Origin of the sequence: Streptomyces laculatispora, assembly GCF_017353455.1 — a bacterium.
Taxonomy (GTDB): domain Bacteria; phylum Actinomycetota; class Actinomycetes; order Streptomycetales; family Streptomycetaceae; genus Streptomyces; species Streptomyces laculatispora.
Map to the genome: position 1 here is coordinate 1 of NZ_JAFMPZ010000061.1, position 25,798 is coordinate 25,798.

Consider the following 25,798-nt stretch of genomic DNA (forward strand, 5'->3'; position numbering starts at 1 on the left):
TCTCGGCCTCCCGCAGCCGGGCCCGCAGTTCGCCGATCTGGGTGCGGAGGCCGTCGGCCATGGCACGGGCAGCGCCTCCTGGATGCCGAGCGCGTCGAGCAGGGGCTGGACGTTCACGCGGTCACCGTCTGCGGGTCAGGCCAGGCGGGGCTGTTCGCGTCGGTGAGGCGGCGGGTCATGACATGGGTCATGGCCCAGTAGACGCGGGAGACGCACGAGGCCGGGCAGTGTTCCTAGTCGCGGACCAGGCGCCGGTCACGTGTGTCAGGATCCCGTTGGTCTGCTCGACCACCCACCGCTTCGGCTGCGGGACGAACCCCTTGTCACGTCGCGCACTTCTGCGGCAGATCGTGCGGGAGTTGGGCCCACTGGCAGCCGGTCCGGCTCTGGTAGAGGATCGAGTTGAGGATCTCCCGCATCGAGTTAGGCGCCCTGGTGGCCGCTGACCGAGCGGTGCCGGTTCTTCCACGCCGTGATTACCGGCTCGACCAACGACCACTGCTCAGCCGATAAGTCGCCCGGGTACGGCTTGCGTTCACTCACCCGCCACCCCAACCGACCACGGACCAAAAGATTCCGCGCACACCCACCCCCGCAGGCTGCGACGATAGAATCACTCAAAGAGCAACGAACCGTCCGCTCGGATGTGCCCTGTCCTCCTCGAACCGCCGGGCCAGCGACGTGCGGTCGTCCATCGGCCGCGTTCCCCTCGTCGTCAGGTGTTCTGAGGCCGACCCCCGAAGTCCTGCCGGTGTGACCGCGGACGAACCCGGCCCCGGGTACCGGGTCCTCGCCCCGCACACCTGTCGCACCGGCTGCCCGCCCGGGACGGCCGACCCGTCCCGGGCGGCCAGGCTCAGATCCCGGCTGCTCGCGCTGCCTCGTACACCTCGGTCGCCACGTCGATGAGCTCCATGGCGTCACGGGTGGTGCCCTGGAGGTCCAGCATGATCTCCGGAACGCCCGTCGCGGCGTGGGCCACCAGATCCTCCACGATCTGCGCGACATTTCCGTGGAACGGCTGCCGGCCCTGGCCCTCCGCCGGCTTGGCGCTGTACCGCGCGTTGGCACGGGCACAGACACCGACCGGCCGGTCACGCCCCCGCTCGGCGGCGACGTCCCGCACCCGCTTCCACTGCTCGGCCAGCTGCGACGCGCCCATGGCCACGGGCATCCAGCCGTCGGCCCGGTCGACCAGACGGCGAATGGCCCGGGGGCCGCTCGCCGGGAGGAAGACGGGGATGGGACGAGCCGGTTTGGGCCCCACCTCGGACGGGGCGATCGTGGTCAGATCCCCCTTGTAGGAGACGGGGTCCGGCCCCCAGACGGCCGCGCACACGTCGAGCAGCTCGTCCAGGACCGCGCCGCGCTTCTCGAAGGGGGCGACGGCCGCGGCCGCGTACTCGTCCAGGGACCAGCCCGTTCCCAGCCCCGCGATCACCCGGCCACCGCTGGCGACGTCCAGCGAGGCGAGCGACCGGGCCAGCTGGAAGGGGACATGGAGCGGCGCGACGAGAACGCTGGTCCCGAGCCGGGCGCGGTCGGTGGCCGCGGCGGCCAGGGTCAGGGTGACCAACGGGTCGGCGACGCTGCGGTAGTGCTCCGGCCAGGCCAGCCCCGGAACTCCGTACAGACCCTGGGTGGCGGGCTCGGGAAACAGAACCCGCTCGAACACCCACAGACTCTCGTACCCGACTGCTTCCGCTGCCCGTGCCACCTCGGCCACATCGTGGCCGAGGTCGTACTGCTTCATCTGCGGAAGGCCAAGACCGAGCGGGATCGGCATAGGTGTGTCTCCCTCTATGAGGTGTATGGGGCAACTACTTTACGACCAAGCAGTGGTGACGAGACGTCCTACCCGGTGAAGCGGTGGTTTCCGGAGCCGACCCGGTACACCGCGCAGCCCTCCTCCTCGCGCAGGAACGTCGCGCGGGTGTGGGTGACCGAGGCCGGGGTGTCTGCGGGGACCCACACCTCGGCGGTCGTGTTGGGAGGCACGGTGCACCTCAGGTCGATGCCGCCGGAGCGCAGTTTCCACTGGGTGGAGACGGGGCCGTAGACCGAGGCGAACGTGGCGCGGGCCGAGGTGACGTCGCCGCCCGGGCGAGGACGGATGACGATCTCGCGGAAGCCGGGCCGGCCCGCCGAGATTCCGGCGATGTTGGTGTACATCCACTCGCCGACCGATCCGTAGGCGTAGTGGTTGAAGGAGTTCATGTCCGGGGTCTGGAAGCTGCCGTCGGGCTGGATGGAGTCCCAGCGTTCCCACATGGTGGTGGAGCCCTTGTCGATCTGATAGCCCCAGCTGGGGAAGGAGCGCTGCTGGAGCAGGCGGTAGGCGACATCGGTGTGCCCGGTGTCGGTGAGGACCGGCAGCAGCCGGGGCGTTCCGAGGAAGCCGGTCGACAGATGCCAGTCCTTGGCCTCGATCAGTGCGACGAGCCGGTCGGCCGCCGCCTTCCGCAGTGCCTCCGGCAGCAGGTCCATCGACAGGGAGAGGACATACGCGGTCTGCGTGTCGCCCTTCACCCTTCCCTCGGCGGTGACGTAGGCGGCCTGGAACGCCTTGCGTATGCGTGCGAAGAGATCGAGGTGGGCGGCGGGGTCCTCACCGAGTTCCGTAGCCGTCCGGGCCGCGAGATCGGCACTGTGCGCGAAGTAAGCGGTGGCGATGACGTCCTTCGGTGTCTCGTCGGAGACGTTCAGCCAGTCGCCGTAGCCGCCGGCCGGCCGCAGCAGGCCGTCGCTGTTCCTCTCCAGGAACGTCAGCCAGGCCCGGATGGAGGGCCAGGCGTCCTTCAGGACCTGGCGGTCCCCGTACGCCTGGTACAGCGACCAGGGGACCGTGACGCCCGCGTCGCCCCAGCCGGCCGCGCCGTTGCCGACATTGCCCACGATGGGCGCCACGTCCGTGAAGGCGCCCTCGGCGGTCTGGGCGTCCCGCAGGTCCACGAGCCACTTGGTGAGGAAGCGGGCCGACTCCATCGTGTAGGCGGCGGTCGGCGCGAAGACGTTGATGTCACCCGTCCACCCCAGACGCTCGTCGCGTGCGGGCGTGTCCGTCGGGATGGAGAGGAAGTTGCCCCGCTGGCCCCACGTGATGTTGCTGTGCAGTTTGTTGAGCATCGGGACGTCGGTCTCGAACTCGAAGGTGAACGGGGCGGACGTGTGCATGACGCGGCCGGTCAGCGCATGGGCCGGGGGAGTGCCGGGGAGGCCGGTCACCTCGACGTAGCGAAATCCGTGAAACGTGAAGCGCGGTTCGTACGTCTCGGCGCCGCCGCCCTTGAGGACGTAGGTGTCGGTTGCCGCGGCGCTGCGAAGATTCGCGGTGTAGATGGTGCCGTCGGGGTTGAGGACCTCGGCGTGCCTCAGACGCACCGTCGTACCCGCGTCGCCCGAGAGGCGCAGCCGCACCGAGCCGACCATGTTCTGGCCCAGGTCGAAGACGAAGACGCCAGGTGCGGGCTCGGTCACCTTCCTGGCCGGAAGCTCCTTGGTCACCCGGACCGGGCCGTCCACCTGCGCGACGATCAGGCCGGGTGCGGCCTCGCCCGCGCCACACACCTCGGACCAGGTCCGGTCGTCGAAGCCGGGCGAGGTCCAGCCGGGGGTCTCCTTGCGCGCGTCGTACGTCTCTCCGCCGAGGAGATCAGCGGAGAGGATCGGCCCGGAGGCGGCCCGCCAGTCCGTGTCCGACGTGATGCGCCGACTCGTCCCGTCCGTGTACTCGATCTCCAACTGGGCGAGAAATGCCGGGCGTTCACCGTACTGATGCGGACCGAACATGCCGACATTACCCGCGTACCACCCCGGCGCCAGATATGCACCGATGGCATTCGCGCCGGACCGCAGGAGCGTGGTGACGTCGTACGTCTGGTACTGGACGCGCTCGCGGTAGTCGGTCCAGCCGGGAGCGAGCTGATCGCGTCCCACGCGGTGGCCGTTGAGATGGGCCTCGTACAGGCCGAGAGCCGTGGCGTACAGGCGCGCCCGTGCGACCTTCTTGCGCGGCAGCTCGAACGCGTGCCGCAGCTGGTTGGCCGCGAACACCGCCGGAACGACCTTGCCCCATGGTCCGGCCCCCCACGCGGCCGCCTCCTTCGCCGCCGGCCAGCCGCTGTCGTCGAAGCCGGGCCCGCGCCAGTCGCCGGCGGGCTCCTTGTCCGTCGACTTCCAGGAGGCGTCGGTGACGACGGTCTGTTCCCCGGATGCCGTGCGCAGGGTGAGTGCGGCGATCAGCCCGGCGGCTCCTTCGCTCGCGTTGGCCGCCGAAACCGCGAGGACGTTCCTTCCGGGACGCAGCTGCGCGAGGACGTCAACCACCGCCGGATGGCGCCAGCCCTCGTTGTCGGTCGCCAGGTCGGTATGCGCGGCCTCGGTGCCGTTCACGGAGACCGCGTACACGTTGTCCGCGCTGATGGCGAGGGTTGCCGCCGTGATTCCGTCCGCGACATCGATGGTGCGGCGGAACCAACGGGTGCCCTTCGGGGCGCTGTTGGCCGGTTCGCCCTCGGGGAACCAGATCCAGTGGCTGTTCTCCAGCGACGGTGCGTCCGTGAGGGCCGGGGGAGCGGACACCCAAGTGGCGGACCACTGCGCGGGGTCCATGAGGCCGGTCTCCCACCACGAAGGCGCACTCCAGCCGGACTCGCCACCGGCCGTGTCCCACACCCGCACGGACCAGAAGTAGCGTGTCCGCGGCTTGAGGCGAGGCCCCGCGTAGGGGACGAGGACGGATTCGCCGGACATCACCTTCCCGCTGTCCCAGACGTCCGGGTTCGACAGGCCGGACGCACTGGAGGCGATCCGGATCCGATAGGCGCTCTGGTGCACGTTCGGCTCGTCCGAGGTGATCGGCCAGCTCAGCCGGGGGTGTTGCGTGTCGAGGCCCAGGGGGTGCTGAACGTACTCGACGGTGGGCGTGGTGACGCGTGGTGCACCGTGCTGGGTATGCGCCTGGGCGGGTGCCGGTACCGGTGCGGCCGTGGCCGGTGCGACTCCGGCTGCTACGGCGCCCACCGTGGCGGCAGCGCTCGTCAGGATGTTCCTCCTGCTGATCAATGCGGCCCCTCACATAGAAAGTGATGAATCGATTCACAGAGCGAACGTAGCTGAACGTAGAGGCGTGCGAGGTGGGGGTCAATGAGTATGCAGGGAGTTTCTCGATGGGGCGTTGCCCGGGTGTATGTCCTTCATGTTCGCTGCAATGCAAGCGAGTTGCTTGTTTGAACGGTTTCAATCGATCGGGAGGTGGCAACGCGAACCTCTTCGGCGGAGCGCATCCGGTCGGCGAAGCGACCACCGCCGGGCGAAGTGGCCGGTGAACCCGGTCGTGGAAGGCTCCGGCGAAAGGCGCGTCCGGCCGGCCCGGCGGCCACTTCGCGCCTCTGGTCCCGCACGGGTATCTCTGACTAGAGTCAGAGAATGGATACGGCACAGATCGACCAGGTGCGGCGGTTCAACCGGACCGTCACCGAGCGCGTGGGCGTGCTCCAGGAGAAGTACCTCGCCTGTGACCGGCCCATCGGCGAGGCCCGGCTGTTGTGGGAGATCGGCGAGCAGGGCCAGGATGTACGCCGGCTGCGCGAACGGCTCGGGCTCGACTCCGGTTACGTCAGCCGGCTGCTGCGCGCACTGGAGGCCGATGGCCTGGTCACAGTGGAGCCGCACCCCCGGGACAGACGGGTGCGCCAGGTCCGGCTCACCGAAGCGGGCGGCGCGGAGCGTGCCGTTCTCGACAGCCGCAGCGACGAACTGGCCGGCTCCCTGCTGGCCCCGCTCGACACCGCCCAGCGTGCCCGGCTGGTCGCCGCGATGGCCGAGGTCGACCGTCTGCTGACCGCCTCGACGGTGACACTCGACACCGTCGACCCGGAGCACCCCGATGCCCAGCACTGCCTTCGGTCCTACTCCCGCGAGCTGGCGGAACGCTTCGAGACCGGCTTCGACCCCGTGCGGAGCCTGCTGCCCGACGCGGGTGAACTCCGTATGCCGCACGGTCTGTTCCTGGTCGCCCGACTGCACGGCGAGCCCATCGGCTGCGCCGGTCTGAAGCTGCCGCAGGACGGTTCGGCAGAGATCAAGCGCATGTGGGTCGCGCCCCATGCCCGGGGCCTCGGCCTCGGCCGCCGGTTCCTGGCCGAGCTGGAGGCGCGGGCCCGGCTGCAGGGCCGCGACGTGTTGCGCCTGGACACCAACAGGACGCTCACTGCCGCGATCCGCCTGTACCACGCCACCGGCTTCGAGGAGGTCTCTGCATTCAACGAGGAGCTGTACGCCGACCACTGGTTCGAGAAGAGGATCTCCGCTGCGTCATCGCGGTGACGCCGCTCATGCCCTCCAGCCGTCTGTGGTGAGTGCGTCGCCGTCGTACAGGGGCACCGGTACCCGGTTGAGGTGATCTCGCACTGTGTGTGGCTGTACTTCCGGTTCCCGCTGTCGTTTCGTGAGGTCGAGGAGCTGATGCTCGAGCGCGGTGTGATCGTCTCGTACGAGACGGTCCGCCGGTGGTGTGTGAAGTTCGGGCAGCAGTACGCCAACTCGCTGCGTCGCAGGTGGCCACGGCCGGGGGACAAGTGGCACTTGGACGAATTCTTCATCAAGATCAACGGAGAGCGGGAGTACCTGTGACGGGCCGTCGACCAGGACGGCATGGTGCTCGACATCCTCGTGCAGATCCGGCGGGACCAGGCCGCGGGCAGGCGCTTCTTCCGCAAGCTGCTGAAGACGACCCGAGCAGTGCCCCGTGTGATCATCGCCGACAAGCTCCGCTCCTACGGCGCCCCCCACCGCGAGGTCATGCCCTCCGTCGAGCACCGATCCCATAAGGGTCTCAATAACCGGGCCGAGAACTCCCATCGGCCGACCCGGCAGCGTGAACGAGCGATGAAGGGCTTCCGCTCCATCGGTGGAGCGCAGTGGTTCCTGTCGGCGTTCAGTGGCATCTCACCGCACTTCCGACCCCGCCGCCACCTGATGACCGCACCCCGACACCGCGACGAGACGACCGTCCGCTTCGCCATCCGGGAGCAGATCACCGGCGCCACCGGCCGGCCTACCGCGGCCTGAGCCCAGGCCGACACCCGGCCCCACCACGCTTCGACGCACCATCAGACACCCGCATACCCGACAACGTGACAACGCCAGCGGGCGGGGTCGCGACAGTTGCCGTGGAAGACCTGCACGTGGCGGGCGTGACCCGCTCAGCCCACGGCACCATCGAAGCGACCGGGAAGAAGGTCCGGCAGAAAGCTGGCCTCAACCGGGCCATCCTGGATTCCGCCCCCGCGAGTTGCGCCGTCAGCTCACCTACAAAGCTTCCTGGTACGGCTCCCAGCTCGCAGTCCTGGACCGTTGGTGGCCCTCCAGCAAGACCTGCTCGGACTGCGACTGGCAAAACTCACGCCAGACGCTCGCCGACCGGGTATTCCACTGCGCCGTCTGCGGCCTGGCGATGGATCGGGACCTGAACGCCGCCCGGAACGTTGAACGGCACGCCGTCGTCGCTGACGCACACTCCGTTCCACCCGTTTCCCCCGGCACGGGGGAGACGCAAAACGCCAGTGGAGTCCCCATCAGACTTCTGGCCTCTCGGGGCCGGAAGCAGGAGACAGCGAAATGGGAAGGCACCGGACCGCCTGGCACGGTGTCACCTCGGCGGAGCAATTCGCCGACGTCCCCCAACCCGCGTCAGAGCAGGCAAAGCTGTTCTAACGCTGCACGTCACGAAGGTTGCAGCCCGTATGTGCAGGGGACGACCGCCGTCGTCCGCAAGGGCGTACAGGAATACGACTTGCATCCCGTATGCGCAGGGGGCGACCGGTCGCCGACCTGCGGTGGTCCAGTGCTCCCCGAGCCCGGACCGATGCGCCACGTTGCACCCGAATGACATACGGGTGACTGCCGTCCCAGCCGATGCTCCGGCATCGGCGTTTTGATATGCCCCGATATGACAGCTATGGAGTCCCTACGTACGTTCAATGACGGGTCCGCTGCTCAGCCGACCTGACTCCGAGACAGGAGAAACGACATGACCGCACGTTCCACCGTCCTCACTGCCGCCATCGCCGCCGCCGCGGCCCTGACCGCCACCGGCAGCACCTTCACCTCGGCCGCCACGAACGAGCCGCCCCAAGCCACCCCGGTCGTCCAAAAGGCCGCAGCCCCAGCCCCCGCTGGGGCTCCCAAGGACAGAGGTGACGCCGGAAGGAGCAACGAAGGCCGGAGCGACAACGAAGGCCGAGGCGGCAACGACGAGGGCCGCGGCAATCAGGGCCGAGGCAACGACGAAGGCCGAGGCGGCGACGAGCGCGGAGGCGACCAGGACCGGGGTCACGGAGGCCGGGACGACGACGAGGGCAGGATTCACCTCAACGAGCGCACGTACTCCGCCTTCCCCGGCGGCTGCGTCAGCGTGGCCAGCGGCCTGGGCTCCACCAGCTTCAACATCTTCAACGACAGCCGGCGAACCGTCGAGGTCTTCAGCGGGGCGACCTGCGACAACGGTGCCCCCATCGCCACCGTCGGCCCCCACGGTTCCACTGAAGGCGTGTTCCCGAACCGCGTCGAAGGGGGTGTGTTCGTCAGCAACGGAGTAGGGGGCAGCTTCCGAGTGATCGAGAACGACCACTACGACTACTGACCGGATCGCCCGCGCGACGTGACGTGGTACGCCGGCCCGCCGGAATCGGGCCGGCGTACCACAAACACCGGCGCACCGGTGTGTGGTGCTCCTGCGGGGCACCGCCGTGTGAGATAACCCCCGCGGTGTGGACACACCTGACAGTGAATCTTGTTGATCCTGGAAGGTGCAGATCTCTGTGGCACGGCTCTCGAAGTACAGTGCGCAGTTCCGGTCCGACGCGATCGCGTTGTGGCGGGCCTCGGCTGGCAGGCGAATGTTCAAGGATGTCGCGGTTGATCTGAACGTGGGACTGTAAGCCTCAGGGGCGGGGGCTTTGGGGTGGTTGGCGATGGAGCGGGGCCCCGCCGGCCGTCTTAAGGCCGCACCGCCCTGGCCGACGAGGGCGAAGCCCGCCTTGCTATGTTCCGCTGTGTTGATCGGGGCCGTCGCCGGGCGGCCGCCGTCCTGATCCGGGTTCAAAGACGTGTTGCGACGCGAATCAGGTCAGCAACCGTACGAAGGCGGCTGTGCGGCGGCCAGGCGATCACCGTTGTCACGGACGGAGCGTCCAGGATCGGCACGGCGGAGAGGTCCTGGCGCAAGCCCGCGCTGGCTGACTCGGGAATAGCCACGGTGGTACGGCCGAGCGCGATCAGCTGGAAGAGCTGTGTCAGGTTGTGTACCTCTGCGCCCGGTCCTTCTGGGTAGCTGCCGCCGGGACCGGGCCAGCGGGCCATCGGGAGCTCCGGCAGTGTGGTGACGTCCGCCATCCGGACTTGGGAGCGGCAGGCGAGCGGGTGTGAGGTCGGCAGGATCGCGACCTGTCCTTCGGTGTACAGGGTTTCGGTGTCGAGCCCGGCCGCTGAGTCGAAGGGCAAGTGCAGGAGAGCCGCGTCGGCGTGCCCGTTCTGCAGCAGTTGCTGGTGCTGGTGTGCCTCGCAGAGCAGTAGATCGACGATGGCTGCGCCAGGTTCTGCGGCGTAGGCGTCGAGCAGTTTCGTCAGCAGCTCGCCCGCGGTGCCGGATTTGACGGCGAGGACGAGAGCGGGGTGTGCTGTCGCGGCCCGCTGGGTACGCCGTTCGGCTGCGGTCACCGCGCTGAGGATCGGGCGTCCTTCGGTCAGTAGCACGGTTCCGGCCCCGGTGAGCGTGACCTTGCGGCTGGTGCGTTCGAGCAGTGCGGTCCCGAGCCGCCGTTCGAGCTGGATGATCGCGCGGGACAGGGGCGGCTGGGCTATCCCCAGGCGCTGTGCGGCCTTGCCGAAGTGCAGCTCCTCGGCGACGGCGACGAAGTACCGCAGCTCGCGTATTTCCATGATCCCAGGCTACGACGGCAAACAGCTGATCGATGCCGATCGGGTATTGCTGCACTACCCGGGCGGTGTTGGTGCCCGGCTGCAGCAGGGGCATTCTCGATGTCATGAGCGAGAAGATGAGCGCACTGGTCACTGGCGCGAACAAGGGAATCGGATATGAGATCGCGGCTGGGCTGGGTGCGCGGGGGTGGAGTGTCGGTGTCGGCGCCCGGGACGAACAGCGCCGTAAGGACGCCGTGGCAAGGCTGCGCGCGGCTGGTGCCGACGCGTTCGGCGTGCCCCTGGACGTGACCGACGGCGCGAGCGTGACCGCCGCAGTCCAACTGATCGAGGAGCAGGCCGGACGGCTCGACGTACTGGTCAACAACGCCGGCGTTGCCGGCGGCTGGCCGGAGGAACCCACGACCCTCGACCTGGAAACCGTGCGGCAACTGATGGAGACCAACGTCATCGGCGTCATCCGGGTCACCAACGCGATGCTGCCGTTGCTGCGCCGTTCGGCGCACCCGCGGATCGTCAACCAGTCCAGCCACGTCGGCTCCCTGACGCTCCAGACCACGCCCGGCGTCGACCTCGGGGGGATCAGCGGGGCCTACGCACCGACGAAGACCTACCTCAACGCCGTCACCATCCAGTACGCCAAGGAGCTGAGCGGCACCAACATCCTGATCAACAATGCCTGCCCCGGCTACGTGGCCACTGACCTCAACGGATTCAGCGGGACACAGACCCCCGAGCAGGGCGCGGCGATCGCCATCCGGCTGGCGACCCTTCCGGACGACGGCCCGACCGGCCAGCTGTTCGACGACAATGGGGTCATACCCTGGTGACCTGCCACTCGGACGCGTTCCTCGTCGATCCGGCCGCGACGCCCGTCGGACCCACGTGCACCACGTCCCAGTTCGCCGACACTGATCGCGTCCTCCTCGGAGGTGGAGTCGACTCTCGCCGACACCATTTTCGGCGAGTGCCACTGAAGTCGGAACTCGCCTATGGAGCCGCAGTCTCAGCGGAACGCGGCGACGTTGCGGGCGGCCCAGTCGGCGAAGGGGCGTGGGGCGCGGCCGAGGACCCGCTGGACGTCCGGGCTGACACGCAGTTCGGCCGGGCTCGGGGAGCCGAGGATGTCCAGGGTGTCGTCGGCGAGCTCCGTCGGCATGCTCTGGGTCATGGCGGCCTTGGCCTCGTCGCGAGTGAGCTCGTGGAACCTCACCGGCGAGCCCAGGGCGGCGGCGATGGCCTCGGCCTGCTGGCGCGGAGTGACCACCTGCGGGCCGGTCAGCTCGTAGACGCCGCCGGTGTGCCGGTCGTCCAGCAGGCAGGCTGCCGCGACTGCGGCGATGTCCGCCGGGTCGATGATCGGTACCCCGACGTCGCCGAAGGGCGCGGCGACGACCTGTTGCGTGCGGACGGACTCGGCCCACCACAGGGCATTGGAGGCGAAGCCACCCGGCCGCAGGATGGCCCACTGCAGACCGGACTCCCGCAAGGTGTCCTCCAGTACGCGCATCGCGATCCGCGTGGGGCCGCTGGGCCTGGTCACCACGCCCAGTGTGGAGAGCAGGACGACCCGGCGGACCCCGCCGGCCGCAGCTTCGCCAATGATGTCGGCAGGGTTGGCTCCTGTGGCGTGCAGGTCGCCGGACAGCAGCAGGAACAGCGCCTTCGCTCCGGCCAGCGCGGGCGAGAGGCTGACTGGCTTGGCCAGGTCGGCCACCACGTGGCGGGCGCCGTTGGGCACCGCTGCCGTGTGCCGTGACACCGCCGTCACCTGCTGGCCCGCTTCGGTCAGTGCCTGCGTCAACGGCCGGCCGATATTCCCGGTGGCTCCGGTCACCACGATCATCTTCAGCTCCCTTGTCAGATGTCTTCTGTGGCCCTCACGCTAGGAGTGGGGCTAACTTCTGGTAAGGGCATACCTTTGGGTAAGCTCATGGCATGACAGAAAGCGTGCAGCGTGGAGGCGTTGAGGCGGAGGGGCGGTATGACGTGTTTCACACCGACTGCCCCGCGCGCGGTGTGGTCGACCACGTGACCAGCAGATGGGGGGTCTGGGTACTGATCTCCTTGCGGAGCAGAAGTCTTCGGTTCTACGAGCTGCGCGAGAGCATCCAGGGCATTAGCGAGAAGATGCTCGCCCAGACGCTGCGGGCGCTGGTCCAGGACGGCCTGATCTGGCGGGAGGTCGAGCCGACGACGCCGCCGCAGGTCACCTACGGGCTGACCGAGTTCGGCCGGGACGTCGGCGAGCCGTTGACGGAGATGTTCGACCGGATCACACGGCGACTGTCGCCGCAGAGCACGGGATAGCGTGGTGCCGACTGGTGCACATCCGCGACGCGATGGACGACCGACGTTTTGTGCGACATCCCGCGAGTTCCCCTGAGCCTTGCTGAGCCCTTCCCCGCGTGGCCAGGGTGTTCTCTCTCCTTGGGATGCTCTTCGAGCTGGTGACGTAACTTCAGGATTCTTGAAGCGTTCTCACTTCGTCCGATCGATCTGTGATCGGGGTGAAGGTGAGGAGGCTCGGGTTGGCGCTGGCAGCCGTACGCGACCTGCGTGAGTTCCGCGATCCGGTCTCGGCGGAGGAGCTGGAACAGTTCGAGACCGATGTACTCGCCAGCTTCGTGCTCGCGCGTGCTTCGGCGGGGCTGGCGGACGGCACGATCCGCGGGGACGTCGGGCACCTGGACCAGATGCGGGCCTGGTTCGGCGGACCGCTGTGGGACATGGAGCCGGCCGACGCCGACGGGTACTTCGGGAAGGTGCTGCGGGGCTCGCCGAGCGGAACCCGGCTGGCCCGCGCACAGGCGCTGACCACGTACTTCCTGTTCCTGGAGCTGCGGCACAAGGTCGAGATCCATCGGATGACCGGGCGGGTCGTCGAGTGCCCGATCGACGAGATGAACCGGCCGCGAGGGTCCAAGGACGCGGCCTTGCGGATCCCGCCGACCGAGCCGGAGATCAAGACCCTGTTCACCGGCTGGGGCGGTGAGCTGGCCACCTGCCGCAAGTTCACCCCGACCGCACGGAACTACACCGCATCGAAACTGATGTCCCAGGTCGGACTCAGGGTCAGCGAGGCATGCAAGCTCGACCTGGCCGACATCAAGTGGGACCTGGGCCGCTTCGGCAAGCTCCACGTGCGTCACGGCAAGGGTGCCCGCGGGTCGGGCCCACGCGAGCGGATGGTGCCGCTGATCAACGGTGCCGACCGCACGCTTCGATGGTTCATCGAGGACGTCTGGGGCCAGTTCGACGACGACCACACCCGACCCGGTGCCCCGCTGTTCCCCTCCGAGCGCAAGAACTCCGACTGCTCCGCGCGCCGCGTCGGCGACGACGCCTTGCGCAACGGCCTGGCCGCCGCGGCGAAAGCCCATCTGCCCGGATGGGCCGACACGCTCACGCCGCACGTCCTGCGGCACTTCTGCGCGTCCGAGCTCTACCTCGGGGGCCTTGATCTGCTCGGTATCCAGGAGGTCCTCGGACACTCCTGGATCGCCACCACAATGCGGTACATCCACGTCCAGCAGACCCGGGTCGAGGACGCCTGGCTGTCCGGACAGCAGCGGGCCGCGAAGCGGCTGGAAGGACTGATGGGATGAAGTGGAACCTGCGGCTGACCGCCGCGAACAAAGGCATCTGGAAAGCGTCCGAACTCCAGCGGAGCCTGGCCGAACACGGCTTGGTGATCTCGGCCGGGAAGATGTCCGGCCTGTGGTCCGGCCAGCCGGTCTCCCTCAAACTGGAGGACCTCGACGTGATCTGCGTCGTGCTCGGATGTGAGATCAGCGATCTGCTGATTCCCGAGCCCGGGAAGGTCAAGCTCCCGGGACAGCAGGCAGTCGTCCAAGAGGCCACGACCGGCTCGGTGGTGGCCCCGGCCGTCGTGCCCAAGCGCCGCGACGGCCGTTCCCTGCCGCCGATGTGACCTGGTCACACCGCCATGGGGAAGATCAGCGAGAACAAGCCGGCGGCCTCCTGCTCTGGCTGTTTCGCCTGGGGGCAGCTGCCCGGCCGGTTCTGCCGCGGCTGCTACACCTACGGCCAGCAACACGCCGTCGGCGAATGCGCCGGCTGCCGGCGGCAGGTTCCGGTCGATGACAAGCACGGCTACTGCCGCCTCTGCCGGGCCCAGGCGACCTGGGCGATCAAGGCCAGCGGCAAAGCTTCGGTGACCGAGCCGTACCTACAGCAGGTGACCTGCCAGCAGCTGTTCTTCGCGAACCTCCAGCGGCCCAAGAACGGCGGGCCGCGAGTCGGCAAGGCCGGACGGCGCGTGCTGAAGCCACCGCCACTTCCCGAACCGTCTCGCGTGATCACGCCGTCAACGCAACTGACACTGTTCACCGTCACTCGGGACTTCCGCCGGTTCGACCGCGAACTCCACGCCGACCTGGCCAATCCATGGCTGGTCCGGGCCCGGCAGGCCGCTCGGGCACTGGGCGAGGCTCGCGGCTGGAGCCGCTGGATCACCAGCGACGTGAACCGAGCCCTGGTCATCGTGCTGTCCGGCTACCGCGAAGGCGAATCGATCCGGTACTCCGGGCTCTTCCCGGCCCTACGAGTCCGCGGGCTTCCCGTCGTGCGGACCGCCGAAGTCCTCGACCGCCTCGGCCTGTTCACCGACGACCGGGTCCCCGCCGTCGACCGGTGGCTGGAGCGAAAGCTCTACGGGATGCCCCCGGGCATCCACCGCGCCGTCGAAGCCTGGGTTCGCACTCTCCTCAACGGTGGCCCGCGATCCGAGCCTCGCTCCCGGCATACGACATGGGCCTACCTGGGGGAGATCCAGCCGGTGCTGCTGGAGTGGTCCAGCCGCTACGACCACCTGCGAGAGGTCACCCGGGAAGACATCATCGCGGCCCGGGACGCTGTCACCGGCAAACAGCGCGAGAGCCGGATCGTCGCGCTGCGGTCGCTGTTCCGGCACGCGAAGAAGAACGGCCAGATCTTCCGCAACCCCACGATCCGCATCCGTGTCCCCCGGCAGACCGGCGGCGTCCTCCAAACCCTCGTCCAGGCGGACATCGACGAGGCCATCGCCACGGCCACCACCCCAGACATCCGGCTCATCGTCGCCCTGGCCGCCGTCCACGCGGCACGGCCGAAGATGATCCGCACCATGCAGCTGGACGACGTCGACCTGGGCAACCGGCGCATCACCGTCGGCGGCCACGTCCGCCCACTCGACGACCTCACCCACCGAGCGGTCCTGGACTGGCTCGAACACCGCCGCAACCGTTGGCCGAACACGGCCAACCTCCACCTGCTGATCACCCAGAAGACCGCCGTCGAACTCGGCCCGGCCGGCAAGCTCTGGACCACCCGGGCCACCCGCAACCTCACCGCCACCCTCGAACGGCTCCGCGTCGACCGTCAACTCGAAGAGGCGCTCACCCACGGCGCCGACCCGCTCCACCTCGCCCTCGTTTTCGGCATCGACGAGAAGACCGCCATCCGCTACGCGGACTCAGCACGCGCGCTTCTGGGAGATGCCGCCGAGCAGGCATCGCGGTGAAACCCACTCGACCTGCTCAACCGATTGACGAGATCATGGACAGATGTCGTCGACCGAATCAGCAGCCCGCGAGCTTCAGGACCGCGCCGTTCTCTGGAGCATGGGCGAGATCCGCGCAACCGACGTCGTCACTGCTGCCTGTGATGCACTCGTTGCCGGCCTCGACAGTCCTGCCCTGCGGATCCTGGCCGCGTGCACACGCGCGGAGGCGGACTACGACGTCCCCGACCTCCTGCCCCCGGCACTCGACGAACTGGGCCTCACCTCTTACTCAGTGGGCAGCATTGCCGGACAGGAAGCCGCCGCACGAGCACTTGCCGCCCGGATGCTGGCGGGCGAGCTGACGCCACGCGAGCTGGCCTTCAGGATCCATCAGCGCTTCGGGCACGAGCTGCCTCTGGCCGAGCGACTCGCCAACCTGGACGACGACTACGACGTCCTCGAATACGGCGACAGAACACAGGCGCAGATCGACGCCGATGTCACGGCCGAAGCTCTTCGGCTTGCACAGCACCCTCGTGTTCCAACCGAACCCACGGATCTACCGACCTGAAGCAGACCTGTGGACCCGTGGGTTCAGGCTGAAGGACCTTCGGTTTCCTTGAACCCACGGGGATCCCGGCCCTGTACTCCCGAAGCTGCCACGAGGCGACAAGTCGCTTTCCGGGATCGACCGATTGAGGCGGGATCGCCTCTCGGGACCGATGAGAGGACGTCGGGGATGGGTTCGACGATGCCCGTTTCTCAGAAACGGTCATCTGTGAGAGGGCAGGGTGCCGGTCATGCGCGCGCCGTTGGCCGGCCCGCACGTCATGGCCCGGCCAACGGTCTCTTCAGTCCAGGTCGGACATGTCGAGCACGAAGCGGTAGCGGACGTCGTTTCGCCGGAGGCGGTCGAGTGCCGTGTCCACCTGTGACGACGGGAGTACTTCAATGTCGGCGGCGATGCTGTTGTCGGCGCAGAATTGGAGCATCTCGGCTGTCGCCAGGCGGCCTTCGCTGCCCGCGGAGCTGAGCTTCTTGCGGCCGATGAGCAGGTCCGTGGCCTCGACGGTGACGGGGCCCAGGTACCCGAGGAGGCTGAGGGTGCCGTCCATCGCCACCAACTTCAGATACGGGGCGAGGTCGTGAGGGGCGGAGATGGTGTCGATGACGACGTCGAAGGTGTCGCGCGCCGCAGCCATGTGCTGGGTATCGGTGAAGTCGATGAGGTCGTGAGCGCCGAGCTTGCGGGCGTCGTCGCGCTTGTCTTGGGTGCGGCTGATGACGGTCGTGGTGGCGCCGAGTGCCACGGCCATCTTGACCGCGAGGTGGCCCAGGCCGCCGAGCCCGGCCACAGCGACGCGACTGCTCGGCCCCACGCCGAGGTGGCGCAGGGGTTCCCAGACGGTGACGCCGGCGCACATCAGCGGGGCGGCTGCGGCCGGGTCGAGGCCGGAGGGGAGCGGGTAGGCGAAGGTGTCGCGCACGATGTACTCGCGGGAGTAGCCGCCCAGGGTGGTAGACCCATCCTGCCGGTCGGTGCCGCCGTAGGTCAGAGTCGGGAAGGAGTGGCAGAAATTCTCCTGTCCGGCTTCGCACATGGCGCACACGCCGCAGGAGTCGACGATGTTGCCCACCGCGACGCGGTCGCCGACCGAGAAGGTGGTTACCTCCCGTCCGATCCCGGCCACCACGCCGGTGAATTCGTGACCGGGCACCAGGGGCGCTTTCGTGTGCGGCCCCGAACAGGGCTGGAAGGCCACCGAGCAGGCACACGGGATGTCGACCTCGACCTGTCCGGGAGCGGGAACGCCTGCTCGCGCCGCCGTTCGTGCAGGCGTGCTCGGCCTCCCAGTCCCGCCGCAGGACCGGTCTGGCCAAGACGTCGACGTGGTTGGAGCCGTTTCCCGGAGAGACCTGGCAGAACCGCTGGAATGCCAGCGGCGCGGACGCGGTCGGCAACATCGCCTGGCGGCGCATGGCCGGCTCCTGGCTCCAGGCCACCGGCTGGTCCTACCAGGACCCGAAGAAGGACTTCGACGCCCTGATCAGCGGCGATGTCATCCGGCCCAGCCTGTCGTGGCTGCTGACTCCGGGGACGGTGCAGATTCTGACCGCCGAGATGGCACGCAGCCGCGACCCGGAAGGGTTCGCCGCTCTGACGGCCGTCTGCCGGAGTGACCCCGCCAACACCCACACCAAGGACGGCGCACTGCGGCGGATCGCCACCGTCATGGCCACGAAGGGCGGCATGGTCCGAGACATCACGGTCGGGGACTGCCCGAAGCTGGACGAGTGGGATACCGGGCAGGGATTTCGCGCGTCCGGGACCTTACGACCACCTGACCGACAGGGGTTTTGGGCGAGACCGTGCGAGCTCGTTAGCTTCCGCCGCCGTCCGGCCTGCACGCTGTCAGCCGCTCACCGTGAGGGGCGGCGATTCCGTCCCCTTCGAGGAAGGGGCGGAATCGGGGCCGCCTCGCCCTTCACTGCTGCCCCACGAACCACGCTCCCCTGTCTGGTCCGGCTGACCCAGGTGCGCGGGTCCCGCCGCCACCATCGACTCTCCGCTTCACTGAGAAGCAGATCGCTGATCCGAAAGCCAGCTCATCGAGCGTGGTCAGTCTCCACCGCACATTGCCACCCGGCTGATTCGAGAGCATCCTCGCCGCCCGGCGCCGGTTCGCGGGGTGGCTGCGCGGGATGCGCGCCGGGCTGCCGCGCAGAAACGGCCCGGCCGGGTAAGTCGGGCGCGGTTGAGCACTTTCCGACGAGCGGTCCATCGGTTTTTGCGAGATCTTGAGGAGGAGCGCGCCCCACAGTGGCGACGCATACCCAGGGTGACACCCGCACCCAGTGAGGAAGGAGGGCTGTGGTGAGTGATTCGGATACGGGCGCCGCTGGGCGGAGCCAGGGCGAGATGGCCCAACTCTCGGCGATCGAGTTGAACGTCAACGATCAGGTGCGACGGCTTGAGGTAGATCCACGGACCTCGCTGCTCGACGCGCTGCGCGAGCACCTGCGCCTGAGCGGGACCAAGAAGGGGTGTGATCACGGGCAGTGCGGCGCCTGCACGGTGCTGATCAACGGCCGACGCGTCAACTCTTGTTTGACGCTCGCCGTGATGCACGAGGACGATGAGATCGTGACGATCGAAGGCCTGGGCGATCCCGATGGTCTACACCCCATGCAACGTGCCTTCGTCGAGCGTGACGGCTTCCAATGTGGCTACTGCACTCCCGGCCAGATCTGTTCGGCTGTCGGCATGCTCGCCGAGGTGGAGGCGGGCTGGCCCAGCCACGCCACCGCTGACGTGACCTCGCTGCGGATCGCGTTGACCGATGAGGAGATCCGCGAGCGGATGAGCGGCAACATCTGTCGGTGCGCCGCCTATCCGAACATCGTCGCGGCCATCCGTGGCATCGCGGTGGGACGCCCGGAATGAGATCCTTCACGTACGAGCGAGCAACCGACGCACAGGCCGCCGTCGCTGCGGTGTCCAGAACCGGCGCGAAGTTCATCAGCGGCGGCACCAATCTGCTCGACCTGATGAAGCTCGACATCGAGGAGCCCAGCCATCTGGTCGACATCAGTCGGCTTCCGTTGCGGGACATCGAAGAGCTCCCCGACGGCGGACTGCGTATCGGGGCCCAAGCGGCAAATTCCGATGTGGCCGCCGATGCCCGAGTGCGTACCCGCTACCCGGTGCTGTCGGAAGCACTGGTGGCCGGAGCCTCGGGCCAGCTGCGCAACAAGGCGTCCACCGGGGGAAATCTGTTGCAGCGCACTCGCTGCCCCTACTTCTACGACACAGCTGCGGGCTGCAACAAACGGGATCCCGGTTCCGGTTGCTCGGCGATCGGCGGGTTCAACCGGATTCACGCCGTCCTCGGCGTCAGCGGCTCCTGCATCGCGACCCATCCCTCGGACATGGCCGTCGCGATGACCATGCTGGAGGCGGAGATCGAGCTGCTCGACGCCGATGGGTCGGTACGCCGCGTCGCGATCGCAGACTTCTACCGGCTGCCGGGCGATACGCCGCACATCGAGACCGTGCTGCGTCCTCGCGAGATGATCACGAGCGTGCTCCTTCCCCCGCCCCCGTCGGGCCGGCAGATCTACCGCAAGGTGCGAGGCCGGGCGTCGTACGAGTTTGCGCTGGTCTCCGTGGCGGCTGTCGTCTCGACCGATCTGGGAGCGATCAGTGAGGCGCGGGTGGCCTTCGGCGGTGTGGCGCACAAGCCCTGGCGGTCCATCGAGGCGGAGGCCGCGTTGACCGGCCGTCCCGCCACGATGGTCACCTATCGCGCCGCCGCCGAGGCCGCGATGCGCGACGCCGTGGGGCAGGGGCACAACGACTTCAAGATCGAGCTGGCCAGGCGCACGCTGTGCCGCACGCTGGCGCAAGCGGCTCAGGCGAGCTGAGGAGACGAGATGATCGGGCAAGCTCTGAACCGCGTCGACGGCCCATTGAAGGTCGTCGGCCGGGCCACATACGCCTACGAGCAGTGGGGGGCCGGCCAACCTCTCTACGGGTTCATCGCCGGCGCGACGATCGGCAAAGGCCGCATCACCCGGATCGACACCGAGAGCGCCGAACGCGCACCCGGCGTAAAGATGGTGATGACCTATCGTAATGCCCCCGCGCAGGGTGTCCGTGATGAGTCCGTTCCGTTCGAATACTGGCGCGCCCAGCCGGTGCTGACCGGCCCCGACATCCACTATTACGGCGAGCCGGTGGCACTCGTCGTCGCCACGACCCTCGAACAGGCCCGAGCGGCGGCCGATCTGGTCGAAGTCGAATACAGCGGCGGGCGGGGACGTTTCAACTTTGCCGAGCAGGAAGACGAGGTGTACATCCCGAAAGTGGTCAACGCCGGTCTCCCCACCGACACAGCGGTCGGCGATTTCGATGCCGGGTTCGACAGCGCGGAGGTCAAGGTCGACCAGCAGTACACGACGCCGTACGAGCTCTCGATGCCGATGGAACCGCACGCGTGTCTGGTGGAACCGCGCGACGAGGACTTGGTCGTCTACGTCAGCTGCCAGATCGTCGACGCGGCGCGGGCCTCGGTCGCCGGCACGCTTCGGATCGACCCGGAGCGGGTTCACATCGTCACCCCCTTCGTCGGCGGGGGATTCGGCTCCAAGCTGGGCGTCCATTCCGAGACGATCCTGGCGGCGCTCGCCGCTCGCGAGTTGCGCCAACCGGTCAAGGTCGCGATGACCAGGCAGCAGATCTTCCAGCTCGTCGGCAACCGTCCCACATCCAGCCAGCGGGTTCGACTGGGCGCGGACCAGGACGGACGGCTGACCGCGATCGCCCATGACGTCACCATGCACACCAACCCCGACGTGGAGTACGCCGAGCAGACCGCCGCCACGACCCGCAGCCTCTACGCCGCGCCTCACCGGTCGACCAGCCACCGGCTGGCGCCGCTCGATCTGCCGCCCGGGACGGACGTACGCGCGCCAGGCGAGGCGCCGGGCATGCTGGCGGTCGAGTCGGCGATGGACGAGCTGGCCCATGAGCTCGGGATGGACCCCGTCGAGCTGCGGATCCTCAACGAGCCCACCGTCGATCCCGAGCGAGACGTGCCGTACAGCGACCGGCACCTGGTCGAGTGTCTGCGCGAAGGCGCGCGCCGGTTCGGCTGGGAGCACCGCCCCGCCGCCCCGGCGAGTGTGCGCGACGGGCGGTGGTTGGTCGGCTACGGCATGTCGGCCGCCATCCGCGGGCACTTCCAAGGGCCGACAGCGGCGCGGGTGCGGCTGGAGGCCGACGGCACCGCCGTCGTCCAGACGGACATGACCGATCTCGGCACGGGCACCTACACCGTCCTGACCCAGGTCGCGGCCGACGGGCTCGGGTTGCCGCCCGATCGGGTGCGGGTCGGGCTCGGGCGTTCCGATTTTCCCACCAGCTGGGGGTCCGGCGGCTCGTGGGGCGCCGCCGGCTCGAGCACTGCGGTGCATGGTGCGTGTATGGCCCTGCGCGAGCAGCTTCTGGATGCGGCGTGCGACGACACGCGCTCCCCGCTGCACGGCCTGGACCCGGCGGACGCCGTGTTCTCCGACGGCAACGTGGCTATCGGCGGCGCGTGCGAGGCGCTGAGCGAGATCGTCGCACGCAACCATCCGGAAGGTGTCGAGGCGGAAGGCGATACCCGCTTCATGGGCGACGATCCGAACTACACGGACTACTCGATCAACACCTACGGGGCCCATTTCGCTGAAGTGGGGGTCGACGCGGACACCGCCGAGATCCGTCTGCGGCGGATGCTCGGCGTGTTCTCGGTGGGCCGCGTGCTCAACGCCAAGACGGCTCGCTCGCAGCTGATCGGCGGCATGATCTGGGGAGCCGGCGCGGCCCTCGAAGAAGAGGCCGTGGTCGACCTGCGATCCGGCGCCTTCGTCAACCGGGACTTCGCGCAATACCTGGTGCCGGTCCACGCCGATGTCCCCGACGTCGACGCAGTCGTCCTTGACGGGTACGACGACAAGGCCAACGTCCTGGGGGCGAAGGGCGTCGGCGAGCTGGGCATCTGCGGGGCCGGTGCGTCGGTCGCGAACGCGGTGTTCAACGCCACCGGCGTGCGCGTGCGCGACTTCCCCATCACCATCGAGAAGGTGCTGCCCGGTCTACCACTGATGGATAATTGAATCCGTGACAACGGTGCCGGTCCGGGGGTAATGGCGTGGCACGGGGGTTCCCGGTGGGCCGGCTCGAGCCGATGGCGTAGCCGGTGAGCAGCGCGGTCAGGATGTCGGTCAGGCGGGGTTCGACATCGACGACGGAGTGGGACAGTTCGGGGTCGCTCTCGTAGAAGGCGTGCAGCTGGGTGCCGGGGGCGGCCACCTGCCACAGGGCGCCGGCTATCGAGGTGGCGGTCGTCACGACTGCTCGCGCCTGGTCGGCCTCCAGCGGCGTGATCGCGGACAGCGTGTCTGCGGTCCGCTCGACCTCGGCGATCGCGCCCTTCTTGAACGTCCGGACGGTGTCGGTGGAGACGTTGCGTTCCAGGTCTAGCGGGGTGTGTGCCAGCAGGTCGCAGAACAGCGGTCGCGCCACCAGTGACTGGGCCAGCTCTGAGGCGATCGAGTGGGCAGTCTCGTCCCACTCCTTGGAGGCGGTGTCGGGCCAGGGGGCGGTCTCCTTGAGGCGGTCGCGTGCCTCGGCCGACCCGTCGTGCCAGGCGGTGGCGGCCAGGCGCAGGAAGATGTCCTCGCGCGTTTCGAAGTAGCGCAGCATCGCGGACTTGTGCATGCCGACCTCGTCGGCGATCGCGGTCATGGCTACCTCCCGTACGCCCTTCGCCGTGGCGAGGTGTGCCGCCGCGGAGAGGATCTCGGCCTCCCGGGCGGCTTTGGCCTTGAGACTGCGGGCCCGCAGGAAAACAGCTCTGGTCACCCCGTCGTCCTCGACGTGACCGACCGGTCCGCCGACGCGGCGGGCCTGCGGGCGGCCCTCGACCGGGTCGGCAGGGTCGCGTCGTGGTCAACAACGCCGGCTACGCCAACGCCTCGGCCGTGGAGACCACGCCGGAGGACGACTTTCGCCGCCAGTTCGACACGAACTTCTGGGGCGTCTGCAACGTCTCGACCGAAGCACTCCCGGTCCTGCGTGCCCAGGGCGGCGGCACGATCGTGCAGTTCTCCTCCATCGGCGGCCGTGTCGTCGGCACCCGGGGCTCGGCTCCTATCAGGCGGCGAAGTTCGCCGCGGACGGCTTCACCCGCGTGCCGGCGGCCGAGACCGCCCCGTTCGGCGTCATACGCAGCGCAACGACTGGGGAGCCCGGAGGAGGCCCCGTCGGGACGCTGGTCTGATCAGTCCGGCGCCCTGCGTCGGCCCCGGCCACCGGATGTCGGCTCCGAATTGGCCGTCCGCATGTGTCGGTGCTGTGAACCGCGCCGTGCCCGGCCGGGCGGCTGCGTAAGGGATGCCGCAGAACACTCTTACCGCCATGCCGCCCATTTCTTCACCGCGAACCGGTCGCCGACGCGCCGCACCTCGGCTGCGCCCGGTCCGGGGAAATGCGCGGGGAACAGCAGGGCGCCCCGGTCTGCGGCCTCCCCCAGCAGGCGGCGCCGGCTGTCCCGTGCGCGGGGTTCGTCCTCGTCGAAGCCGGGGCAGTCGCCCGGTTCCGCGATCTGCAGTGGGCTGTGCAGCAGATCCCCGGCGAACACTGCCCGGTCCGAGCCCGACCGCAGCCATACGACGGAGGAGCCGGGCGTGTGGCCGGGGGCGGGCTCGATACGGAGCTGGGCGTCGATGTCGTAGTGCTCGCCCTCCCACAGCACGGTCTGCCCGGCCTGGTGTACGGGGGCGACGCTGTCCTCGAAGACGTTGGCCATCTGGGGGCCGGAGCGGGTCCGGTGTCCGTTGGCCGGGTTCCAGTAGTCGAAGTCGGCGCGCGAGATGACGTACTGGGCGTTGGGGAAGGTCGGTCGCCACTCCCCGTCGTCTGTCAGACGGGTGTTCCAGCCGACGTGGTCGCCGTGGACATGGGTGCAGATCACCGTGTCCACGTCCTGCGGGCGGACGCCTGCCGCGGCCAGCTCATCGAGGTAGTGGGTGTTCAGATGGTGGAAGGCCGGCATGGCCGGGCGCTCCCGGTCGTTGCCGATTCCGGTGTCGATCAGGATCGTCCGGCCCTCGCTGCGAATCAGCCATGTCTGCATCATGGTGCGGACCTCGTCGGCGGCCTGGTCCAGGAAAGTGGGGACGAGCCAGTTCTCATGCGCCTCCCAGTGCTCGATGGGCACGTCGGGGAAGATGTAGTCGCGGGCGCTGCCTCTGGCAGGCAGCTCGACCACGCGGGTGATCTCCACGTCCTCAAGCGCGATGGTGTCCATGCCCTCCAGCCTGCGCGCTGGATGACGCAGGCGCTATCGGCCACACCCCGCACCTCACAGGGAGCGGGGTGTGGCGCGATACGGCCGGTCTGGCAACACGCGACACCAGGTGGGAGTCGGACGGTGACCATGGTGGGGCGGAAGAGCGAGAGCGTGACCGTTCTCGGTCTGGCCAACGGTGCGTTTATTCGTGACGGCGGCACCGGGCGCGACAAGAACACCCCGCTGGGGCCCGCAGCAGACCAGCATCAGGGCCACGTGTTGGATCACGGCCTGAGAGCGAGGCGCTCCTGCTGGCTCGGCTCCCACAGCCCACTACTGTCCGGGGCGGCAACGGCACGGTTCCCCTGTTCTCGGCACGTCTGCGACCACTACGGGCACCGACGACAGACGGTGTGCCAGACCGCCTCGAACACCGGCGGCAACTGCCGCCAGGTACAGCAGCCGGTCGTAGCTACGAACACGATCGCCGCCGGCACCTCCCCGGCCACCCGCCCGACGCGACCACCGCACGGCCACAGGTGGCACTCATGACTTTCCCGCTGCCACGCGAACGACGGTGTGCTGCCGAGAAGCCCATCCGCACAGGTCAGCGATCCAGCGCACCTTCGGTGCGCGCCGGGGGTCGACCCGCCCCGCCACATGGTGGTGCGTGGCGTCGATCAGTAGCAGCGCCTCCACCGGAGTCAGCCGATCGCGAGTTGTCCGCCGAGAACCTCAAGGACCGTGCCGGTGATGTAGCTGGCGCGGGAGGAAGCAAGGAACAAAACTGCTTCCGCGATCTCTTCAGGCTCTGCGACCCGCCTCAGTACGGTGGTTCGCCCAATCACCTGGAGGGCTTCATCTCCCATCTCCTTCGTCCCGGGGGTATGGACAGGGCCGGGGGCCACGGCATTCACGCGGACACCCTGGGTACCGAACTCGTCAGCCCACACGCGGGTGAGGAGTTCGAGCGCGGCTTTGGAGGCCCCATAGGCTGCCGCGCCCCGGACCGGCGTGGTGGCTGCCCCTGTACTCAGACTCACGATGACGCCACGTCCCCGTGTGGCCATTGCCGGTGCGAGCGCACCGACCAGGAGCATCGGCGCACGCGAGTTGATGGCCATATGAGTGTCGAACATCTCGGCTGTCGTGTCCGGGGTACTGGCGAACCGATAGATGCCGGCGTTGTTGATCAGAACGTCCACCTCGCCTGCTTCAGCCGCAAGACGCAGCACCTCCTCAGGCTTGCTCAGATCCGCGGCAACGAACCGGGCGTTTCCGCCTGCGGCGGTGACTTCGTCGACGGTCTCGGCACCGCGCTGCTCGTCCCGCCCATGGACGACGACCGAGGCCTCCAAGGCGGCCAGGCGAAGGGCAATGACCCGGCCGATGCCAGCGGTGGCGCCGGTCACAAGAGCGGTGGATCCGGCCAGTTCTGCAGTCATGTGAGGCTCCTCGGAGACGAGACGTACAACGTGCTGTCGGCTGTCCCTCGCATAACCGGCAAAGC

The 25,798-nt window shown here is 68.6% G+C and carries 19 protein-coding genes and 4 pseudogenes; 14 read left to right on the forward strand and 9 right to left on the reverse strand.

All coding sequences use genetic code 11. The features are described 5' to 3' along the window. Positions 1-113: 113 nt before the first annotated feature. The 3 genes and pseudogenes from J1C73_RS35600 to J1C73_RS02610 form a co-directional block, all read right to left on the reverse strand. Positions 114-543: pseudogene (locus J1C73_RS35600) on the reverse strand (transposase). Between the two features lie 313 nt (positions 544-856). Next, positions 857-1,786 (reverse strand): LLM class F420-dependent oxidoreductase, encoded by a 930-nt coding sequence (locus J1C73_RS02605; RefSeq protein WP_207314889.1) that lies wholly within the window; start codon positions 1,784-1,786, stop codon positions 857-859. Positions 1,787-1,854: 68 nt separating this feature from the next. Further along, positions 1,855-5,064, reverse strand: coding sequence for an alpha-L-rhamnosidase (locus J1C73_RS02610; protein ID WP_207314890.1), 3,210 nt, complete (start codon positions 5,062-5,064; stop codon positions 1,855-1,857). Positions 5,065-5,427: 363 nt separating this feature from the next. Between J1C73_RS02610 and J1C73_RS02615 the strand changes: the two genes are divergently transcribed. From J1C73_RS02615 to J1C73_RS02630, 4 genes and pseudogenes are all read left to right on the forward strand, one after another. Then, positions 5,428-6,327, forward strand: a complete 900-nt coding sequence (locus tag J1C73_RS02615) for a bifunctional helix-turn-helix transcriptional regulator/GNAT family N-acetyltransferase (RefSeq protein ID WP_207314891.1) — start codon at positions 5,428-5,430, stop codon at positions 6,325-6,327. 72 nt (positions 6,328-6,399) lie between these two features. Beyond that, positions 6,400-7,071, forward strand: a pseudogene (locus tag J1C73_RS02620) (IS6 family transposase). Positions 7,072-7,294: 223 nt separating this feature from the next. Next, positions 7,295-7,891, forward strand: coding sequence for a zinc ribbon domain-containing protein (locus tag J1C73_RS02625; RefSeq protein ID WP_242643611.1), 597 nt, complete (start codon positions 7,295-7,297; stop codon positions 7,889-7,891). A gap of 141 nt (positions 7,892-8,032) precedes the next feature. Further along, positions 8,033-8,644, forward strand: a complete 612-nt coding sequence (locus tag J1C73_RS02630) for a hypothetical protein (RefSeq protein WP_207314892.1) — start codon at positions 8,033-8,035, stop codon at positions 8,642-8,644. A 458-nt stretch (positions 8,645-9,102) separates the two neighbouring features. Here the strand turns inward: J1C73_RS02630 and J1C73_RS02635 are convergent, their stop codons facing one another. Beyond that, positions 9,103-9,942, reverse strand: a complete 840-nt coding sequence (locus J1C73_RS02635) for a LysR family transcriptional regulator (RefSeq protein ID WP_207314893.1) — start codon at positions 9,940-9,942, stop codon at positions 9,103-9,105. Between the two features lie 104 nt (positions 9,943-10,046). Between J1C73_RS02635 and J1C73_RS02640 the strand changes: the two genes are divergently transcribed. Further along, positions 10,047-10,772, forward strand: coding sequence for an SDR family oxidoreductase (locus J1C73_RS02640; protein WP_207314894.1), 726 nt, complete (start codon positions 10,047-10,049; stop codon positions 10,770-10,772). 176 nt (positions 10,773-10,948) lie between these two features. Here the strand turns inward: J1C73_RS02640 and J1C73_RS02645 are convergent, their stop codons facing one another. Then, positions 10,949-11,788 carry an SDR family oxidoreductase gene (locus J1C73_RS02645; RefSeq protein WP_207314895.1) on the reverse strand — a complete coding sequence of 280 codons (840 nt, stop codon included), beginning with the start codon at positions 11,786-11,788 and terminating at the stop codon, positions 10,949-10,951. A 92-nt stretch (positions 11,789-11,880) separates the two neighbouring features. Here J1C73_RS02645 and J1C73_RS02650 point away from each other — a divergent pair, with 92 nt between their 5' ends. From J1C73_RS02650 to J1C73_RS02670, 5 genes are all read left to right on the forward strand, one after another. Beyond that, positions 11,881-12,252 carry a winged helix-turn-helix transcriptional regulator gene (locus J1C73_RS02650; protein WP_207314896.1) on the forward strand — a complete coding sequence of 124 codons (372 nt, stop codon included), beginning with the start codon at positions 11,881-11,883 and terminating at the stop codon, positions 12,250-12,252. Positions 12,253-12,473: 221 nt separating this feature from the next. After that, entirely contained in the window at positions 12,474-13,550 is a 1,077-nt protein-coding gene (locus J1C73_RS02655; RefSeq protein ID WP_207314897.1) for a tyrosine-type recombinase/integrase, read from the forward strand. Further along, complete coding sequence (locus J1C73_RS02660; protein WP_207314898.1) at positions 13,547-13,876, forward strand: helix-turn-helix domain-containing protein; 330 nt, start codon at positions 13,547-13,549, stop codon at positions 13,874-13,876. Before J1C73_RS02655 ends, J1C73_RS02660 begins: the two co-directional genes overlap by 4 nt. A gap of 15 nt (positions 13,877-13,891) precedes the next feature. Next, on the forward strand, positions 13,892-15,466 hold the full coding sequence (locus tag J1C73_RS02665) for a site-specific integrase (protein ID WP_207314899.1): 1,575 nt from the start codon (positions 13,892-13,894) through the stop codon (positions 15,464-15,466). A 43-nt stretch (positions 15,467-15,509) separates the two neighbouring features. Continuing rightward, a complete protein-coding gene (locus J1C73_RS02670; RefSeq protein WP_207314900.1) occupies positions 15,510-16,019 on the forward strand; it encodes a hypothetical protein in 510 nt (169 codons plus the stop codon). Between the two features lie 280 nt (positions 16,020-16,299). Here the strand turns inward: J1C73_RS02670 and J1C73_RS02675 are convergent. After that, positions 16,300-17,178 (reverse strand): annotated as a pseudogene (locus tag J1C73_RS02675) (NAD(P)-dependent alcohol dehydrogenase); the annotation flags it as partial. Between the two features lie 1,145 nt (positions 17,179-18,323). On the opposite strand from J1C73_RS02675, the gene J1C73_RS02680 reads away from it, so the two are divergent. Genes J1C73_RS02680 through J1C73_RS02690 form a run of 3 tightly spaced genes read left to right on the forward strand, consistent with a single transcriptional unit; the run spans position 18,324 to position 22,111 of the window. Then, positions 18,324-18,893: a 2Fe-2S iron-sulfur cluster-binding protein gene (locus J1C73_RS02680; protein ID WP_372446640.1), complete on the forward strand. Its 570-nt coding sequence runs from the start codon at positions 18,324-18,326 to the stop codon at positions 18,891-18,893. Further along, positions 18,890-19,873 carry an FAD binding domain-containing protein gene (locus J1C73_RS02685; RefSeq protein ID WP_207314901.1) on the forward strand — a complete coding sequence of 328 codons (984 nt, stop codon included), beginning with the start codon at positions 18,890-18,892 and terminating at the stop codon, positions 19,871-19,873. Before J1C73_RS02680 ends, J1C73_RS02685 begins: the two co-directional genes overlap by 4 nt. A 9-nt stretch (positions 19,874-19,882) precedes the next feature. After that, positions 19,883-22,111: a xanthine dehydrogenase family protein molybdopterin-binding subunit gene (locus J1C73_RS02690; RefSeq protein WP_207314902.1), complete on the forward strand. Its 2,229-nt coding sequence runs from the start codon at positions 19,883-19,885 to the stop codon at positions 22,109-22,111. Here the strand turns inward: J1C73_RS02690 and J1C73_RS02695 are convergent. Beyond that, positions 22,065-22,859: a TetR/AcrR family transcriptional regulator gene (locus J1C73_RS02695; protein ID WP_307797588.1), complete on the reverse strand. Its 795-nt coding sequence runs from the start codon at positions 22,857-22,859 to the stop codon at positions 22,065-22,067. The genes J1C73_RS02690 and J1C73_RS02695 overlap by 47 nt on opposite strands. On the opposite strand from J1C73_RS02695, the pseudogene J1C73_RS34405 reads away from it, so the two are divergent. Then, a pseudogene (locus tag J1C73_RS34405) lies at positions 22,860-23,220 on the forward strand (SDR family NAD(P)-dependent oxidoreductase); the annotation flags it as partial. Between the two features lie 186 nt (positions 23,221-23,406). Here the strand turns inward: J1C73_RS34405 and J1C73_RS02705 are convergent. Both J1C73_RS02705 and J1C73_RS02710 read right to left on the reverse strand, forming a co-directional pair. Further along, on the reverse strand, positions 23,407-24,306 hold the full coding sequence (locus J1C73_RS02705; RefSeq protein ID WP_207314904.1) for an MBL fold metallo-hydrolase: 900 nt from the start codon (positions 24,304-24,306) through the stop codon (positions 23,407-23,409). 686 nt (positions 24,307-24,992) lie between these two features. Next, a complete protein-coding gene (locus J1C73_RS02710; protein WP_207314905.1) occupies positions 24,993-25,733 on the reverse strand; it encodes an SDR family NAD(P)-dependent oxidoreductase in 741 nt (246 codons plus the stop codon). Between the last annotated feature and the right edge of the window lie 65 nt (positions 25,734-25,798).

What these genes read in the sequence shown, in the direction of transcription:
- J1C73_RS02635 (WP_207314893.1), bottom strand. Translation starts at nt 9,942, where the DNA reads ATGGAAATACGCGAGCTGCGGTACTTCGTCGCCGTCGCCGAGGAGCTG.
- J1C73_RS02645 (WP_207314895.1), bottom strand. Translation starts at nt 11,788, where the DNA reads ATGATCGTGGTGACCGGAGCCACCGGGAATATCGGCCGGCCGTTGACG.
- J1C73_RS02690 (WP_207314902.1), top strand. Translation starts at nt 19,883, where the DNA reads ATGATCGGGCAAGCTCTGAACCGCGTCGACGGCCCATTGAAGGTCGTC.
- J1C73_RS02665 (WP_207314899.1), top strand. Translation starts at nt 13,892, where the DNA reads ATGGGGAAGATCAGCGAGAACAAGCCGGCGGCCTCCTGCTCTGGCTGT.
- J1C73_RS02660 (WP_207314898.1), top strand. Translation starts at nt 13,547, where the DNA reads ATGAAGTGGAACCTGCGGCTGACCGCCGCGAACAAAGGCATCTGGAAA.
- J1C73_RS02630 (WP_207314892.1), top strand. Translation starts at nt 8,033, where the DNA reads ATGACCGCACGTTCCACCGTCCTCACTGCCGCCATCGCCGCCGCCGCG.
- J1C73_RS02705 (WP_207314904.1), bottom strand. Translation starts at nt 24,306, where the DNA reads ATGGACACCATCGCGCTTGAGGACGTGGAGATCACCCGCGTGGTCGAG.
- J1C73_RS02605 (WP_207314889.1), bottom strand. Translation starts at nt 1,786, where the DNA reads ATGCCGATCCCGCTCGGTCTTGGCCTTCCGCAGATGAAGCAGTACGAC.
- J1C73_RS02615 (WP_207314891.1), top strand. Translation starts at nt 5,428, where the DNA reads ATGGATACGGCACAGATCGACCAGGTGCGGCGGTTCAACCGGACCGTC.
- J1C73_RS02710 (WP_207314905.1), bottom strand. Translation starts at nt 25,733, where the DNA reads ATGACTGCAGAACTGGCCGGATCCACCGCTCTTGTGACCGGCGCCACC.
- J1C73_RS02670 (WP_207314900.1), top strand. Translation starts at nt 15,510, where the DNA reads ATGTCGTCGACCGAATCAGCAGCCCGCGAGCTTCAGGACCGCGCCGTT.
- J1C73_RS02640 (WP_207314894.1), top strand. Translation starts at nt 10,047, where the DNA reads ATGAGCGAGAAGATGAGCGCACTGGTCACTGGCGCGAACAAGGGAATC.
- J1C73_RS02685 (WP_207314901.1), top strand. Translation starts at nt 18,890, where the DNA reads ATGAGATCCTTCACGTACGAGCGAGCAACCGACGCACAGGCCGCCGTC.
- J1C73_RS02650 (WP_207314896.1), top strand. Translation starts at nt 11,881, where the DNA reads ATGACAGAAAGCGTGCAGCGTGGAGGCGTTGAGGCGGAGGGGCGGTAT.